At 27.2% G+C, this 17,753-nt stretch carries 15 protein-coding genes and 1 pseudogene; 7 read left to right on the top strand and 9 right to left on the bottom strand.

What is annotated here, in order from left to right:
* Nucleotides 1–827: pseudogene (locus Q0J69_RS13645) on the bottom strand (hypothetical protein); the annotation flags it as partial.
* A 168-nt stretch (nucleotides 828–995) separates the two neighbouring features.
* Here Q0J69_RS13645 and Q0J69_RS13640 point away from each other — a divergent pair.
* The 4 genes from Q0J69_RS13640 (at nucleotide 996) to rbr (ending at nucleotide 4,791) form a co-directional block, all read left to right on the top strand.
* A complete protein-coding gene (locus Q0J69_RS13640; protein ID WP_297208429.1) occupies nucleotides 996–2,390 on the top strand; it encodes a DNA polymerase III subunit delta' in 1,395 nt (464 codons plus the stop codon).
* Nucleotides 2,391–2,399: 9 nt separating this feature from the next.
* Nucleotides 2,400–3,452, top strand: a complete 1,053-nt coding sequence (locus Q0J69_RS13635) for a hypothetical protein (RefSeq protein WP_297208427.1) — start codon at nucleotides 2,400–2,402, stop codon at nucleotides 3,450–3,452.
* Nucleotides 3,453–3,611: 159 nt separating this feature from the next.
* A complete protein-coding gene (locus tag Q0J69_RS13630) occupies nucleotides 3,612–4,208 on the top strand; it encodes a superoxide dismutase (RefSeq protein ID WP_297208425.1) in 597 nt (198 codons plus the stop codon).
* 46 nt (nucleotides 4,209–4,254) lie between these two features.
* Nucleotides 4,255–4,791, top strand: coding sequence for a rubrerythrin (gene rbr, locus Q0J69_RS13625; RefSeq protein WP_297208424.1), 537 nt, complete (start codon nucleotides 4,255–4,257; stop codon nucleotides 4,789–4,791).
* Nucleotides 4,792–4,843: 52 nt separating this feature from the next.
* Here the strand turns inward: rbr and Q0J69_RS13620 are convergent, their stop codons facing one another.
* Complete coding sequence (locus tag Q0J69_RS13620; protein ID WP_297208423.1) at nucleotides 4,844–5,938, bottom strand: hypothetical protein; 1,095 nt, start codon at nucleotides 5,936–5,938, stop codon at nucleotides 4,844–4,846.
* 551 nt (nucleotides 5,939–6,489) lie between these two features.
* Between Q0J69_RS13620 and Q0J69_RS13615 the strand changes: the two genes are divergently transcribed.
* Together Q0J69_RS13615 and Q0J69_RS13610 are read left to right on the top strand one after the other, a co-directional pair.
* The gene (locus tag Q0J69_RS13615) at nucleotides 6,490–7,611 is read left to right on the top strand and encodes an IMP dehydrogenase (protein WP_297208421.1); all 1,122 of its coding nucleotides are present in this window, start codon (nucleotides 6,490–6,492) and stop codon (nucleotides 7,609–7,611) included.
* Between the two features lie 765 nt (nucleotides 7,612–8,376).
* Nucleotides 8,377–8,745, top strand: a complete 369-nt coding sequence (locus Q0J69_RS13610) for a DMT family protein (protein WP_297208419.1) — start codon at nucleotides 8,377–8,379, stop codon at nucleotides 8,743–8,745.
* 37 nt (nucleotides 8,746–8,782) lie between these two features.
* Here the strand turns inward: Q0J69_RS13610 and Q0J69_RS13605 are convergent, their stop codons facing one another.
* Entirely contained in the window at nucleotides 8,783–9,718 is a 936-nt protein-coding gene (locus Q0J69_RS13605) for an ABC transporter substrate-binding protein (protein WP_297208417.1), read from the bottom strand.
* 27 nt (nucleotides 9,719–9,745) lie between these two features.
* A complete protein-coding gene (locus Q0J69_RS13600) occupies nucleotides 9,746–11,212 on the bottom strand; it encodes a SurA N-terminal domain-containing protein (RefSeq protein ID WP_297208415.1) in 1,467 nt (488 codons plus the stop codon).
* A gap of 201 nt (nucleotides 11,213–11,413) precedes the next feature.
* Between Q0J69_RS13600 and Q0J69_RS13595 the strand changes: the two genes are divergently transcribed.
* On the top strand, nucleotides 11,414–11,953 hold the full coding sequence (locus Q0J69_RS13595; RefSeq protein WP_297208413.1) for a GNAT family N-acetyltransferase: 540 nt from the start codon (nucleotides 11,414–11,416) through the stop codon (nucleotides 11,951–11,953).
* Nucleotides 11,954–12,012: 59 nt separating this feature from the next.
* Here Q0J69_RS13595 and Q0J69_RS13590 read toward each other — a convergent pair whose 3' ends face one another.
* The 5 genes from Q0J69_RS13590 to Q0J69_RS13570 form a co-directional block, all read right to left on the bottom strand.
* Nucleotides 12,013–13,818 carry a methyl-accepting chemotaxis protein gene (locus Q0J69_RS13590; RefSeq protein WP_297208411.1) on the bottom strand — a complete coding sequence of 602 codons (1,806 nt, stop codon included), beginning with the start codon at nucleotides 13,816–13,818 and terminating at the stop codon, nucleotides 12,013–12,015.
* 195 nt (nucleotides 13,819–14,013) lie between these two features.
* On the bottom strand, nucleotides 14,014–16,173 hold the full coding sequence (locus Q0J69_RS13585) for a PTS transporter subunit IIABC (protein WP_297208410.1): 2,160 nt from the start codon (nucleotides 16,171–16,173) through the stop codon (nucleotides 14,014–14,016).
* 215 nt (nucleotides 16,174–16,388) lie between these two features.
* The gene (locus tag Q0J69_RS13580) at nucleotides 16,389–16,526 is read right to left on the bottom strand and encodes a hypothetical protein (protein WP_297208409.1); all 138 of its coding nucleotides are present in this window, start codon (nucleotides 16,524–16,526) and stop codon (nucleotides 16,389–16,391) included.
* A gap of 40 nt (nucleotides 16,527–16,566) precedes the next feature.
* Nucleotides 16,567–17,265 carry a glycosyltransferase gene (locus tag Q0J69_RS13575; protein WP_297208431.1) on the bottom strand — a complete coding sequence of 233 codons (699 nt, stop codon included), beginning with the start codon at nucleotides 17,263–17,265 and terminating at the stop codon, nucleotides 16,567–16,569.
* A complete protein-coding gene (locus Q0J69_RS13570) occupies nucleotides 17,259–17,576 on the bottom strand; it encodes a glycosyltransferase (protein WP_297208407.1) in 318 nt (105 codons plus the stop codon). The genes Q0J69_RS13575 and Q0J69_RS13570 overlap by 7 nt, the downstream gene beginning before the upstream one ends.
* Between the last annotated feature and the right edge of the window lie 177 nt (nucleotides 17,577–17,753).

The raw sequence follows: 17,753 nt of genomic DNA, 5'->3' as shown, positions 1-17,753 counted from the left end.
TTAGCCGTATCAGAAATTAACTCATCGTATTTAGAATTATTGCTGTTTATTAATTCATTTATATTTTTAGATAATTCCTCATATTTGGAGTTTAAAGACTCTGTTTCTTTAGCTAATACATTTTTTTGTTCTTTTATTTGAATGTCTAATTTTTTAGCTGTATCACTTATTAATTCATCGTATTTAGAATTATTGCTGTTTATTAGTTCATTTATATTTTTAGATAATTCTTCATATTTGGAGTTTAAAGATTCTGTTTCTTTAGCTAATACATTTTTTTGTTCTTTTATCTGAATATCTAATTTTTTAGCCGTATCATAAATCAATTCATCATGTTTAGAATTATTTTTATATAAAGTATCATTTACTGATTTTATAAAATCTTCCTGTTTGCTGTTTATTTCATCTATTAATATTTTATTATTTATATTATTTCTGCTTATTAAATCATTAACATCTTTTATGACTTCTTCATGTTTTACACAATATTTAATATTTTTAATGCTTTCTATTTCTTTTTCTATTACTCTTTTTTGTTCATCAAAATAATTATTTAATCTTTTATTTAATTCCGTATTCTCAAGATTACTCTTTTCTATATTTTTACTTAACTCTTCATATTTATTTATAAAATCTTTATTTTCTTTAACCACAATATCTTTTATAAACTCTTTTTTTTCTTCTGGAGTTTCGTTATCATAATTTGAAGAAACAGAATCAATGTTCTTCTCTAATTCTTCTACTCTTTCAGAAATATCAATAACTTTCTTTTTAAGAGATTTGTTAAAATCCATTTTTTCATTCATCATATTGTTTTTTGCAGCCATATGAAAATATCCTTATAATCAAATTACTACTTAATTAAATAAAGTAACTGTACTTATAATATACTAATAAACACAAAATATCAAATATTAAAAAAACAAAAATATTGCTATAATTTAATTTATGATTTATATATAATATACAATAATTTTTTAAATAGGATAATTAATTTGGCTAAGGTACTTGGACAAACAACACCTTTAAAAATAATGTCTGGAATATATAAAAGCGGAAGGCTTCATCATGCTTATCTTTTTTACGGGGATGAAGGCATTGGAAAATTTGAAAGTGCATTAAATTATGCTAAAGCCATACTCTGCGAAAGAAATAACGGAACATATTGCGATGAATGTAAATCATGCAAAATGATAGATCAATATAAACACCCAGATGTAATAGTAGCAGGAACGGATGAGAGATTTAGAAATGCTGAGCTTTATTTTAATCAATATTTAGAATATAAACTTCCTCACCTATTTAATAATTTCTATACATCATGCAGATCCATATTATATAAAGCAGAATCAATGCTTTTTGACAGTTATGATAACTATCCTTCAAGCGAACCAAAAGAATATATGCTTGGAAACAAAAAAGAAAGTTCAAGATACGCCTTAATAGAACCGTATTATTTAGCAGTTAATTATACATTAAATGAACTAACATCCGATAATGTAGAGTTTATAGATTCTATATTTAGAAATAAATCAAAAGAGGCATTAAATATAGTCAAAAATAAGGGAGGTAAGAAAAAAATATCTATAGAAGGTGATTTCTTTGAGGCTTTAAAAAAGATACATTATAATATAATACATACTGTAATCCCTCTTGATACAGTTAGAAATATTATAGAGATAACTTATAGAAAGCCGAGAATTTCACATAAAAGGATTATCATTATTGAAGGTATAGAATTAATGGATAAGAGGGCACCTAATATCTTTTTAAGAACTTTAGAAGAGCCTTCTGATAATAATATATTTATTCTAATAACTTCAGATACAAATAAGCTTGTACAAGACGGCATGAAACCTTTACGATCTAGAATGATGGAATTAAAATTTTCTTCATTGTCAGAAAATACATTAAGATCAATATTAATGAAGAGATTTAGGCTAAATGAGGAAAAAACGGCACTTGCATTGGAAAATTCTTATGGAAGTGCAGCAAAAGCAGTAAAATATATACTTGACAAAAAATCAAATACAAGCGATAATATAAACAAAGTATTATTATCTTTTATGGGTGCTATTTTTGATAATAATCCTTCTCAAATAGCTTCACTTACAACATTACTTAGTGAAGGCGATTATGATATAGCCGATACTATTAGAGAAATGATTAATATCCTAAAGAAATCCATAGAGGAAAAATATTTAGAAATAGAAAATAGAAATTACATATTTCCAAGTTCTATTTCAGATGAAAGTATTGTATGGACTATTGATGAGTTGGATTCCATTGTCAATACTCTAATTAATACAAATACTCAACCCAAAATGTTGCTTTACAAAACTTTAGGCAATATTTATATGTGGTTACACAATTATAATAAAAACTTATAGGAGTTATACATGAAAAAAATATTTCTTGTATTAAGCGTAATGATTCTAGCGTTAAGTTCAGTATACGCTCAGGATGAGGCTGCTGCAGACACTACTGCTACAGATACAACTACTACTGAACAAACAACTACAACTGAAAATCAAGATACAACTGAAACAGGCGACACAGTAGGCGAAATATCATCTTTTGCTCCTACTTTTACAGATTTAAGAAATACTGATGATGCTTCTCTTGATAAAGAATATAATCTTCTTCAAACTAATTTAACAAAAATAAAAGAAGATTATCTCTTTAGAATTGTTTATAAAGCTAATAAAATATTAGAAAATTATACTAATATTAACTTTACAGATACTAATGAAATGTTCTACAATGCAGTTTATTATTATGATTTAGTAGCTAAACCTATAGCAAATGATAAAAATCTTGATTTAGCTCTTAATGAAGTAGAAAAATGCTTTAGACTTTATGATGAGATAAAACCTATATATGAAATACTTGGTAAAACTAATGAATTAACACAAGCTGATTATGAAATAAATCTTTATGCTGGTATTTTCAATCTTTTCAAAGGAAGTGCTGGTTATTATGCTAAAAGCAGATATTATTTAATGAAAGCATTGTACAATGAAGGTGCTGCTAAAAGCGATACTACTAATTTAATAATGTTAAACACATACTTAGCTGGTGTTAACTATAAATTAGCTACTATAAATCAAAACAGTGATGTAAGTAAAGTTTATTTCTTAAATGAAATGTTCAATAACCTTTGGGATTTAACTACATTAAAAACTGCTGATGAAAATATTAAAACTGCTAAATATAAATTGTTAATCACTAAATATCATAAAATACTATACACTACTTCTGACAGATTTAGAACTACATATTCTAAATACTATGATGAATTAGGCTTCACTTACGGTCAGACTGAAGATGAAATTCTAGGAAGAGAAGTTAGACCTGTATACAGAGATTATGAAAATGAAGCTGCTGACCCTACTGCTGCAGAAACTACTACAACTGAAACAACAACTACTGATGAGGCAGCTGCTAATTAATTAAAACTAAATAAAAAATCTTCAAGGCATACCATATAAATTTGGTATGCCTTTATTATTAATAATTATTATTAATAAGCGATAATTATTATTTAATAAACTATTGACATAATTTAAAAATAGTTTATTATTATTAACATAAAAATGAAGGAGTAGAATATGTTTGAATTAATGAAATTACCTTATGGCAAAGAAGACTTAGCACCATATATGTCTTCAAATACGCTAGATTTCCATCATGGCAAACACTTAAATACTTATGTTACAACACTCAATGACTTAGTATCTAAAGATTCTGCATTACAAGGAAAAAGCGTAGAAGAATTAATCACTTTATCTCACAATAATGCTGATAAACAAGCAGTATTTAATAATGCAGGACAAGTTTATAACCATGAAGAATTCTTTAAAATGCTAAAAAAAGATGTTGCTGTACCAGCTGAAGTAAAATCAAAAATAGAAGCTGATTTTGGTTCTTTTGATGCTTTTAAAGAAGCATTTACTACAGGCGGTAAAACTCAATTTGGTTCTGGATGGGTTTGGCTTGTAATGAATAATGGTAAATTAGAAGTTAGAAAATATGCTAATGCTATGAACCCAGTTGCTGATAAAGTGCATGGAGTTCTAACTTGCGATGTTTGGGAGCATGCTTACTATTTAGATTATCAAAACAGAAGACCTGATTTCTTAACTACTTTTGTTGATCATTTAGTAAATTGGGACTATGTTGCTGAAAGAATTAAACTTGCTAAATAATATAGTTTAAACTAATTATTTATATATTTTTTTTAGGAGAATTAAAATGAAGGATTTAAAAGGTACAAAAACAGAAAAAAACTTAAATGAAGCTTTTGCTGGCGAATCTATGGCTAGAAACAAATACACTTATTTCGCTAGTGTAGCAAGAAATGAAGGTTATGAACAAATTGCTGCTATTTTTCTTGAAACAGCTGAAAATGAAAGAGAACATGCTAAAATACACTTCAAATATCTTAATGGTATAGGCGATACACTTCAAAACTTACAATCTGCTTGGGAAGGTGAAAATGAAGAATACGAAAACATGTACCCAAGAATGGCTAAAGAAGCTACTGAAGAAGGTTTTGAAGAAATAGCACGTTCTATGAAATTAATTGGAGATGTTGAAAAAGAACACAGAGAAAGATATGCTAAATTAAGAGAAGCTGTAAAAAGCGGAAGCGTTTTCAAAAAAGCTACTAAAGTTCAATGGAAATGTAGAAACTGCGGTTATATAGTAGAAAGCGAAGAAGCTCCAGAACTTTGCCCTGCTTGTAAACATGCTAAAAAATTCTTTGAAGTACGCGTTGAAAATTATTAATTAATTTTTATTGAGTAGGAATAAGGGGGGAAGATTATCCCCCCCTTATTTTTTATGCTATTAATTTATTCTCACCGCATATAAACGAAGAAAATATATCAAATATTATAGGGTCTACTTTCACTTCTTTTTCTAAATAATTCTCTCTAATATATTCTAATGCTTTGATAGAATTCAATTCATTATATTTATCAAATAAGTCAGCAATCTCAAGTACTTTAGAAGGAAAATATGAAATACTATCTAATTTTAATATATCATCATGCTCAAAACTCATAATATAATTAGGACTGCAAAATGAAGACTTGTTATTAACTGTATTATAATAGTCTAAAAATATACCCTTTCCGTATCCGAAATACTCATTATGCATACCTACTATTAATGATATACTATCAGTATAATTTATAAAATATTTTAAATATGAATAGCCTTTTTCAGCATGGTATATATCATCTGAAGTTGAATAATAATCTGATACTAAATTAATACTAATATTAGCTATATCATGCCAGAATGAAGCTATAGCTATTTCTATTATCTCTTTTATAAAAATCTCTCTCAAACCATATTTATAAACATCTTCTAATTTACTAATATTTTTATTTATATTAAATTTTTTCAATACAGATTTATAATATTTTAAATATCTTTTTTTAAAGTTCTTTTTAATATCAGAAACTATATTATTATCTATACTATGATTATAATATTTGATAAATTTTATAATAGTAAAAAATACTCTGTTGGTATGAGATATAATATCATTATTTAAGAAATTTTTATGTATATATATATCATTTTCTGATTCCATTAATATTTTAACTATATTTTTCAAAGAATAATCAATAATATTTTTTGAATTTTTAAGCTCATTAGATAAGGTAAAATCTTTCTTCTTAATATTATTAATACATTTAATAAAATTTACTCTGCTCACAAATGAAAGTTTAGTTAAAATTTGGTATATATCGCCTATCTCTTTTTCAGTAATATAATCTTTTTTTAATTTTAATTCCATTATATCTTGCTTTACAGACAAAAGAATATTATTACTTTTTTTAATAATTATATTACTAAAAACATCATCATTATTGCCGTATATCTCAGATAATTTATTTGTATAATTTATAACACTTACTGTCATATTACCCCCTAAAAGCATAAGTAAATTTTATTTACAATTATAGTATAGTATATATTTGTAATTTTGTAAATATATTTTACTTAAAAAATCATATAATATAAATATTTTTTACAGTTTATCTATATATAAACTACATTTAATACATAATGATATAAAATACTATATTCATTATATAAAATTTTAATTAGACTTGTTTCAAAACTAAATTTTTTAATATTTTTAGTCTTTTAATTTAATATTTTTTTAATTATAGTTGGGGCTTTGCGTACCCACTTCTTTTGGATGCTGTCCCCTACGGTGAGAAGCAAAAAGACTATATGTTTATATATTAAAATATTAATTTGTACAACATATAATACATTATTTTTATAATTTATAAATTAAAAAATTTTTATATAATCTTGTCAAGCACTTTTGAAACAAGTCTATTGATATATCTTATTTTTATATATTTTAAAAATAAATTATAAAATAATATTGCAATTAAAATATTTTTACTATAGAATAGTTTATCAAAATATTTAATACATATCTATAAGAGGATAAATATTATGTCTATAAAAATGAGAGAAGCATTAACATTTGATGATGTTTTGTTAGTTCCGCAGGAATCAGATATTCTTCCAAAAGATGTATGTTTAAAGAGAAAATTAACAAATAGAATAACGTTAAATACACCATTGATAAGTTCTCCTATGGATACAGTAACAGAATCAAAAATGGCAATAGCCATGGCATTATGCGGAGGATTGGGCGTTATACATAAAAATATGCCTTTAGAACAGCAGGCTAAAGAGGTTGAAGAGGTAAAAAAATTTAATAGTATAGAAGATAAAGAAAAGGCAAGTTTAGATAGTAAAGGTACTTTAATTGCCGCAGCAGCTATAGGCATATCAGAAGATAGATATGAAAGAATAGAAAAACTTATAGAGGCAGGAGTTAATGTCATTGTTATTGATACAGCACATGGACATTCTCAAAATGTATTAAAAGCTATAAAAGAAATAAAATATAAATACAGTAATGTTGATGTAATAGCAGGAAACATAGCTACTGCAGACGGTGCTAAAGCATTGGTAGATGCAGGAGTTGATGCTATAAAAATAGGAATAGGTGCAGGTTCAATATGTACAACTAGAATAATAGCAGGCGTAGGTGTTCCTCAGCTTACGGCTATATATGATGCTTCTGAAATAGCTAAAAAGAATAATGTAGGCTCTATTGCTGACGGCGGAATAAAATATTCAGGAGATATAGTTAAAGCATTGGCTATAGGTGCTGATGCTGTTATGGCAGGAGGATTATTCTCTTCTACTTATGAGGCACCTGGAGATGTTATTATAATAGATGGCAAAAAATACAAGCCTTACAGAGGAATGGGTTCTGTAGGAGCTATGATACATGGAAGTAAAGACAGATATTTCCAAAGCGAAGTTAAAAGCAAATCTAAATTTGTTCCTGAAGGCATAGAGGGTGTTACAGAATATAAAGGACATGTTGCCGATGTTATATATCAGATAGTAGGAGGAGTACGTGCTGGAATGGGATATATAGGAGCAAAAGACATAGAAATGCTTCAAAAAAAGGCTGAGTTTATAAGAATAACTAATCAGGGTCTTGCTGAAAGCCATGTACATGATGTCAAAATAACTTCAAAAGCACCTAATTATTAATTAATGAATCTATCTTAATTTAATCATAGAACCAGTTTATATTTCACAAAGTTATAAGCAATATTATAGAACCAAGTAATTATTGCTTATAACTATTATAATATAGTTACTGCATTTTTATACCAATATACATTATCAGCATCAAAATATTATAATTTCTACTTATAAAATTAATTTATAAATTATAGCAAAATAATAAATTAAGTTTTACATGTACAAATAATAAACTTGTTTCAAAACTATTTTTATTTATAATTGTAGGCAGTATACAGTCGTGATGCATCACCACTTCTTTTGATAAATAAAAGACTATATATTTATATATATAAAATAATAAGTTTAAAATATATGAAACATTATTTTTATAATTAATAAATCTCTAAAATTTCACATGCAATCTTCTTAAGTACTTTTGAAACAACTATAATATAAGCATTATTAGTGTTCTTACAAATTAAGATAATAAATTTCTAATCTAATTATAGACTGTAATTTATAAAAAATAAAAAAAATTTAATAAAAACTATTGACAAAAAACGGCAATATGTTAGAATATACTAACAAATGTTAGAGTACTAATAGATAGTGTCAATGACCTTGTATCCCTATTGATACAATATATTTTATAACCTTCATTTAATTAAACTGTTTAAGGCTCCCATTAACAAATGGGGGTCTTAATTTTTTTACAAATAAATATAGAAAATAATCTTGAAAAATATATAATAGTTTATCAATAAAAAATAATTAGGAGTAAAAATTATTATGAAAGCTGTAGCAACGATATTATTACTTATACTGTCAAATATATTTATGACATTTGCTTGGTACGGACATTTAAAATTCAGCGAAATGAAGGGTTTTGCAAAATTATCTCTTCCTTTGATTATATTGATTAGCTGGGGAATTGCATTATTTGAATATTGCTTCCAAGTTCCTGCAAACAGAATAGGATTTCAGGGAAATGGAGGACCTTTTTCTCTTATGCAGTTAAAAGTTATGCAGGAAGTTATAGCATTAACAATATTCACAATATTCACAGTAGTGTTCTTTAAAACTGAAACATTAAAAGTTAATCATTTCATAGGATTTTTATGTTTAATATTGGCTGTATTTTTTATTTTTAAGAAATAATAATCTAATATCGGCACGCTTTATTAGTGTGCTGGTATTAAAACTCTAAATGATAATATTCATTACTGTAAACACTCTTAGCCATTTGAAATAATGCCTTTATAATATTATCATTAGCCAAAGTACTTGAATCAGTATCTATATAATAAACTTCTTTATTTTTTACGGCATTAATATTCTTCCAAGCTGCCCTATTTAATATTTCATCTTCAGGATTATCTATATAATTAACACTTGTAAGAATCACATCAGGATTGGCATGTATTATACTTTCCTCTGATACATTAAGCCATGAATTTCTATCTTTAAATATATTTTCAGCACCAATTATATCTATCATCTCATTTAGAAATACATTTGTACCAAATGAATAAAAACTAGGCATAGAACCTATTTCAAAATACACTCTTTTTTTATTTGTTATGGAAGATGATATTAATTTTATTTTTTCTATATTTGCATTCATATTATCAGCAATTTTTCTGCCTTCTTCATACTTATTAAATATAGATGAAATAAATAAAATATCATTTTCTATATCAGAAATTGTTTCACTATAAGGTACAACAATAACACATATTCCAATACTTTTTAAATTATCTAAAGCCTCAGAACCCGAAAACAAACTCAATGAGTTTACAAGAACTATATCTGGATTTAAAGCTATAAGTTTTTCAGCATCTGGTGAAGCTAAATCAAAAGTAATTAAATCCTTATATTTATTGTTATTATATTTTAATAGTATATCTTTAGAATAAGAATCTGAAGCTGTAATTTTATCTGATATATTCAAATCTATTAGAATCTCTGTTATAGCTGGAGAAAGAGATATTATACTCTCTATGTGTTTAGGAAGTATTATATCATTGCCGTATCTGTCTTTTATATTATTATTATTTTTGGTGCATGACAATGCAAGAATTAATATAATAAAAAAGACAGCTATATTATATTTTAAATAACTTTTTAACATATAAAATAACTGCCTCTATTAAATTTATTATCTTATATTATGTCTTTTTACTCTAGCTTTTGATATATTTTGATTACCCCATTCAAGGACTATATCATTAACTCTCTGTCTTGAAAGCTCTTTTTTCATAACATTTCTAGTAGCAGCATCTAATGTAGCCAATCTAGAAACATCAGGCTTCTCTTCTGATATTACTCTCATAACAGCAACTCCATTATCCAATTTAATAACATCGCTTACAGCATCCAACTGAAGAGTAAATGCATTATTATAAAAAGCTTCTGTAGAAGAATCAGGTATAATAGTACCCTCTTCTGTATTAAGCCTTCCCTGATTATATGAAAAAGGAGCAGAAGATTTATAATATTTTATATATCCATTTCCATCTAATGTTCTAAGATTATTAACTCCAGCAGCAGCCGATTTAAGAACTTCAGCCTGCTTAGTTTTTTCCGCCTCTAAAAGAGAAGTCATATTAACATTAAAATATTCTCTTTTTAATATATCCTGATTAATATCCGTATATTTATCAGGCACTCTTATATCATTAACTAAAACTATATAGTATAAGCCATTAACATATATAGGCTCTAAAAGAGAATTGCCTTTATTATCAGCAAATATTTTATTAGCAAAATCATCAGAAGGCATTTCCATTCTAGTTCTATAACCTAGCTTATAATTATTTGTATCTACGCTTTTCTCTAAAGCACTCTTTTCAAATAATGTTATGTCATCTTTTAATGTTTTATATAAATTATCAGCAACTCCTCCGCTTTCTAAAACTATCCAAGAAATATCAGCCTGAACAAAATTCGTTTTATTATCCGTAAAATATTTCTCTAAATCAGAAGCAGCTATCTCAGAAGCCTGAACTATTGATGCAGCATCTATATAAAGCATTTCAACATCTCTTCTTGTAAAGTTTTTCTTATACTCTCTTTGAACTTCAAGAGAATTTAATTTTATGCTGCTGAATAATTCTGAAGAAACAGTTTGTGCCAGTATTCCTTCTTTTAAATCCTTTTGTATTCTAACTTTTTCTGCCTGAGTAGAGTTTTTTATAAAAGCCTCATAAGCCATTTCATTATAAACACCATTAGTATCTATAAACTGACTTTTCATAGCTTCTACTATAAAATTGTCGCTTACATTTATATTTTTTCTAGCTGTATCGTATAAAAGTATTGAATAAACAGCTCTTCTAAATGCTAAATCCTCTATATAAGCATACATATCATTATTAATTTGTATGCCTAAACTTTGATAATCGCTTTCTATTTCCTTAAATGCTTTTCCATAAGGGCTTGTACTAGTATAATAAATAGGCGTTCCATTAACAGAGCCTATAGTAGGAGTTCTCTGACTTCCTCTAGTATCTACAACTAAAAAATAAACTATTAAAAGTATAGAAACTGCAGATACCCCAAGCCATTGCAATGTTTTTACTACTGGACTTTTCTTTTTTGGTATAAATTTTTTGCTAGATGACATTATATATTATCCTTACATTATTTGCTATTATAATTGAATAATTATATAAGAAGAGTTTAAAAAATTCAAGGTGCTGTAAAATTAAATTTGGTCATATCATTAATATTATATGATAATCTATAAAAAATAATTATAGCATTAAATTTTTATTTTGTAATTATTTAGATTTTATCAAACTTATAATATAATGTTTTTATAACTATGAAAAAAATATTAGAAACAAAAAGACTTATTTTAAGAGAATTAGAAAAACATAATGAAAAAGATTATAAAGGATTATCTTCCATACTTCAGGACGAGAAAACCATGTATGCTTATGAACATGCATTTTCAGATGATGAAGTTATAGAATGGCTTAACAATCAAATAAATAGATATAGAAATTACGGTTTTGGATTATGGGCATGCATACTAAAAGAAAATAATGAGTTCATAGGACAATGCGGACTTACTATACAAAAAATAAATAAAAAAATTCATAATTCTTATGAACTGCTTGAAATAGGATATTTATTCAATAAAAATTATTGGCATTATGGATTTGCTTCTGAAGCAGCTATTTCATGTAAAAATTATGCTTTTGAGGTTTTAAAAGAGAATAGAGTCTATTCCATTATAAGAGATAATAATATATCCTCACAAAATGTAGCAATAAGAAATGGAATGAAAATAATAGATACTATAGTAAAGCATTACTATAATATCGATATGCTCCATTATATTTTTTGTGCTGAGAACTAGATATAAAAATTTTGAGAATCAAGCATATACTTCAAATGAGAATTTTTTTATTTATATAATTAAAATCTGAAATTATTTATCTGTTCAACCATATCTTCTATTTTATTTCTAACCTCTTTAGCAGAACTTGCATTAGCCTCTGCCAAATTGCTGTTTTCTCCTGTTATAGAGTTTAACTGTCTTACAGATATATTTATCTGATTAATGCTGTCAGCTTCCATAACAGCACGCTCTGAAATGGAGGTAAGTTTAGTGAGCATGTCCTGTGCCAAAGTTTCAATATCTCCAAGTATCTTTGAAGAGTTTTCAACAGCCTTATTTCCAGCCTCAACTTTAGATAAAGCATCATTAATAGTATTAGTAATATTTTTAGCAGTTTCATCAACATTCTGAGCCAAAGAACGTATCTCTGAAGCTACAACAGCAAAACCTTTTCCCTGATCTCCAGCACGTGCCGCTTCAACAGCTGCATTTAATGCTAATATATTAGTCTGAAATGCTATTGACTGTATAAGTTTAGTCATATCAGATATCTTTTTACTTGACTCTGATATTTCACTCATACTTTCTATAATTTCTGAAGATGATTCTACACCAACTTTTGTAGCATTGGCAACTTTTTCACTCATTTCTTTAGCATCATTAGAATGTACATTTGTTTCATCGAGCGATGATGATAAAGATTCTATCAAACTTGATAACTCCTCAAGCGATGAAGCCTGAGTATTAGTTCTGTCAGAAAGATTCGTACTTCCGCTTGATACTGTGTCAATCTCATTATTAATAAAATTTAAAGAATCCTGAATAAAATGTATTGAACTTCCTAGAGATTTCTGCATATCTTTTATAGAATTAACAAGAACACCAGTTTGATCCGATTTATTAAGCAGTTTATCATCAAAAGCAGCATTGAAATGCTTATTCGTCATATCCTTAATTACTTCTATAGCCCTATCCAATGTCTGAGATAGAGGATTTACATTGAACACTACAAGCAGGAACTGAATGCCTAAAAATCCCAATGTAACTACAAACATTATAATAGCAAGAGTAGTAATTTTCTTATTAAGGTTATCTATGCTTCCATTACCAACTAATATCCAAGGAGTATTAGGTATATCATAAACTGCTGTCCATCTAGATTTATTTATACTGAAAGCATATTCATTATTGCTGAGTTTAGGGGCATTCAATTCTGTATATATATTTCTTTGTTCATTAAATAGTAAATTTGAATCTGTATGTGTTATAAATCTTCCGTCATCTAAAGCTATAAAATAACTATTTTCTTTATTAGCCAGTAATAATTTAGATATTTCTGCAAATGATATATCTATACCTATTACGCCTTTTAAATTCCCTCCATCCATTACAGCTTTTGATATGGTAATAACGATATCCTTATTTTCTGCATCAATATAAGGAGAACTAATAAATGTGCTTGAAGGATTTTTAACTGCTTCCTGATACCATTCTCTTGTTGTTTGATCGAAACCTTCTATGTTATCCCCATGAACTATTACAAGCAAACCTCCGTCCCTATAAGATACTGTTCCGCTAAAATGTATATTTTGTATTTCATTTTTTATATTTTCTAATTCTTTAAAAGAATCAAGCATCTGAGCATAATCTGTTTCAAATTTGCAATAGGATGCCAAAACATCTATTTGAGCATAAAAATAACCAAGCCAAGAAGTAACCGAAGTTTCATTTTTATACATATTAGCTTCTACTTCTGCAATAAATTCTCTTTTGTATCTTGGCGTAAAATAAAGCATTAAGGCTATAAACAATACCAATATAAAAGAGGCAAAAGGAACTAAGAATTTAAGCATTAGAATATACTTTTTCTTACTATCTTTCATATAGAAATCCCCAAACAATAAAATAGTGATACTTAGTATACTCATTTACTTTTTTATTGTCAAGTAATTTTTTTTTACTATTGATAAATATAATTTTATTATTTTTTATATACTTCAATTAAATTTCAAAAAATTATAAAAAAGGAGACCTAAATAAATAAGTCTCCTATTTTTATTAAATTAAAAAACTATAATTTAATTTTTAACATCAATTAAACTATCGCCTACATTCACAGAAGATGAAGATGTCAAAGATATATCAGTATAATCATCAGAATTAGTTACAATAACAGGCGTAATAGTAGGGTATCCCTCATCTCTTATTTTTTCCATATCAAATTCTAATAATAAATCGCCTTTTTTAACTTTTTGACCCTCTTCTATATGTGAAATGAAGTGAGCTCCTCCCAATTTTACAGTATCCATACCAACATGTATTAATAGCTCAACACCTTTATCAGATGTAAATCCTATAGCATGTTTAGTAGGGAAAGCCGTTTCTATTATACCGTCAAAAGGAGCATATACTTTACCTTCTGTAGGTTCAATGGCTATACCTTTTCCCATAGCTCCGCTTGAGAAAGCTTCATCTTTAACACTTTCCAATTTAACTATGTTTCCTTTTATAGGAGAATATACTATATCAATTAAAGCATTTGAACTTTTTTTAGTTTCTTCTTTTTTGTCCTCTTTCTTTTCTTCATTTTTAACTGTTTCTGCGGCAGTAACGGATACTTCTTCATCACTTATAGGATCATGTAAATAATCTTCAAGTCTTGATTTTATTACGGTAACTTTAGGTCCGTATATTACCTGTATTCCGTTTCCTTTTTTGATAATTCCAGCAGCACCGCTTTGTTTTAATAAAGCGTCATCAACTTTAGCAGGATCAAAAACTGTTATACGAAGTCTTGTAGCACAGCAGTCAACATCGCTTATATTTTTCTTTCCGCCAAGTCCTGAAGTTATTAAAGGAGCTTCCTCATATTGAGCTAAAGGAGAAGAAACAGCACCATCTTTTCCTGCATTTTTAGCAGCTTCAACATCGGCTCTTCTATAAAGTTTAGGCTCTTCTGTATCTGGTTCTCTTCCTGGTGTTTTCCAATCGAATTTTTTAATCAAAGTAGAGAATAAGAAATAATAAATAAAGAAATAAACTGCTCCTACTATTACTATCCATATCCAATTAGTTTTAGCATTTCCTTGTATTACTCCGAATAAAAGCAAGTCTATTAAACCGCCTGAGAATGTCATACCTACTGTAACATGAAGTATATGCATTAACATGAAAGATATACCAGCAAGTACACAGTGAATAGCATAGAATATAGGAGCTACAAATAGGAATGTAAACTCTATAGGCTCAGTAATACCTGTAAGCATTGCTGTTAGTGCAGCTGAGAAAAGCAAAGCACCTACAACTTGTTTCTTTTCAGGTCTTGAAGTTTTATACATTGCCAAAGCAGCACCTGGTAAACCGAATATCATAAATGGGAATTTACCTGTCATAAAACGTGTAGCATCTACACTGAATGCCGTGGTATTAGGAGAACCTAATTGAGCAAAGAATATATTTTGAGCACCTTCTACTAAATTGCCGTCTATCATCATAGTACCACCTAATGAAGTCTGCCAAAGCGGAGTATAGAATACATGGTGCAAACCAAAAGGTATTAATGCTCTTTCTATTATACCATAGAATAGAGTACCAACATATCCAGAACCTGCTATCAAATCTCCTAACTTATTCATTACAACCTGTACAGGCGGCCATACATAATACATTAATATACCTACTACCAAAAATACTATAGAGGATATTATAGGCACAAATCTTGTACCGCCGAAAAATGACAATACTTGAGGAAGTTCTATAGTATAATACCTGTTATGCAAAGCGGCAACTCCAAGTCCTACTATTATACCTCCGAATACACCCATTTGAAGTGATAATATGCCTACAACATTAGTAGTAGAACCTGCCAATAATTTATCAGCTCCGCCCATAACCTGTATCATTTTACCTATAGATGCATGCATTACAAAAAATGCTATAGCTCCTGATAAAGCAGCAACCTCTTTTTCTTTCCTCGCCATACCAATAGCAACACTCATGGCAAATATAATTGGTAAGTTTCCAAATATAATATTACCTGCCTCACTTAATACAGATAATATATCATAAGCAATAGTACCAGGACCCAAAACACCCATTAAATTATATGTTTCAAGCATTGTAGTATTCGTCAAAGAACTGCCTATACCTAGAAACAAACCAGCTACAGGAAGTACTGCTATAGGAAGCATGAAAGATCTTCCTACCCTTTGAAGTACTCCGAAAATTTTATCCTTCATATAAAGAACTCCAGATTATTAAAATATATTTTTGATATTATAGATATTATGTATACTTATCTCACATATATAACATCAATACTTATACTAAGTATAATAAATTTTTTTGTAATTGTATATATTTTTAGCAATAATTTTTCCTATATACCTTTTTATTTATATCATTAAAGTTAATTTAATAGTATAAATCTATATTTTATTATACAAGATAATATTTAAAATAAACTAGGTTCTTCTTCTAAAACTTTACCATTATACCTGTTATAAGCACTGTCTTCCGTGTTGAGTTCTTCTTTAGTTTTGTATGTGATATTATACTTTTCTTCTAATACTTCTATTTTGAGTATGTTCATAATTAAAAATTAAATATAATATAACTGATATTAATTTAAATTAATCGTATTTAAAAATATTATCTATATCTTCAATAATTTTTTTTCTTATTTTATTTCTAATTCTTTTGAAAGGTATATACCATACTATTTTATCAATCAATTTATATAAAGCACTGCGTACATATATTATATGTCTGTTATAAATATATATATCCATATATTTAAAATAATTCTCTTTAAAAAATGGTGTCAAAGAAAAATATTCCCAAAACTTATAATAATATTCATTTATTGGTCTATTAAAACCATATTTTAATGGCTTTCCAGTTCCAGTAAAATAACCTGAAATTATAATTTTATCATTATTCTCACCTAAATCAGTTTTTAAATCTAAAAAAGCTATACTATCTCTAAATAAATATAAAAATATATGCTCTTCTGTACAAATTGAATTTATATATTTATCTATACATTCATCAATTTTATTATAGTAAGATTCTTCGGTAAATAATTCATTTATTTTTTTTAGATTAAACAGTAATACACAACTATGTGAATAATCATATTCAGGATTTTTATAGCCTATATCCAGCATATATTTATACACATCAGGCCAAATATCTTTTAGTTTCCTAAATATAGCTTTTTGAGAAACAAAAGAATAATTAGATATATCTATGTCAAATATATAATTAAGACTGCCTAAAACTATAGAATCCGCATCTATAAATAATACATTATCTAAATCTTTTAATATAGTTGGAATATCCAGCTTAATAAAAACACTGTAATGCCATATAGGCTAGCCATTTTTTTTAAATGTTTCCGCCATTTTTTATATTTTTCCACATTATCATAGTTTGGCTTATAAAACTTTATTTCAAAATCCTTAATCTCCTTAAGCATTAATAATTTATTTTTATTTTCTTCTTTAATACCATCTTCAATAAGATGAAAACAAAAATTATCATTTTCAGAAGAATTTTTTAATATTGAAACTATTAGTGCAGCAACATACCCTACAAATTTATCATCTGAAATTAAACATATATTCATTACTTTATTCATTGTATGCTCCTTAATTTGTTAGTTAAACACAAAAACCCTATACCGCCATTTTTATTAGCAGTATAGGGTTAATAATTTTTATAAAAGATTCTTTAGTCTATCTGTCTGTCTGTCTGTCTGTCTGTCTGTCTGTCTGTCTGTCTGTCTGTCTGTCTGTCTGTCTGTCTGTCTGTCTGT

Source organism: uncultured Brachyspira sp., assembly GCF_944388875.1.
Taxonomy (GTDB): Bacteria; Spirochaetota; Brachyspiria; order Brachyspirales; family Brachyspiraceae; genus Brachyspira.
The sequence above is the reverse complement of the archived record's forward strand: the minus strand, read 5'-3'. Positions and strand labels throughout refer to the sequence as shown.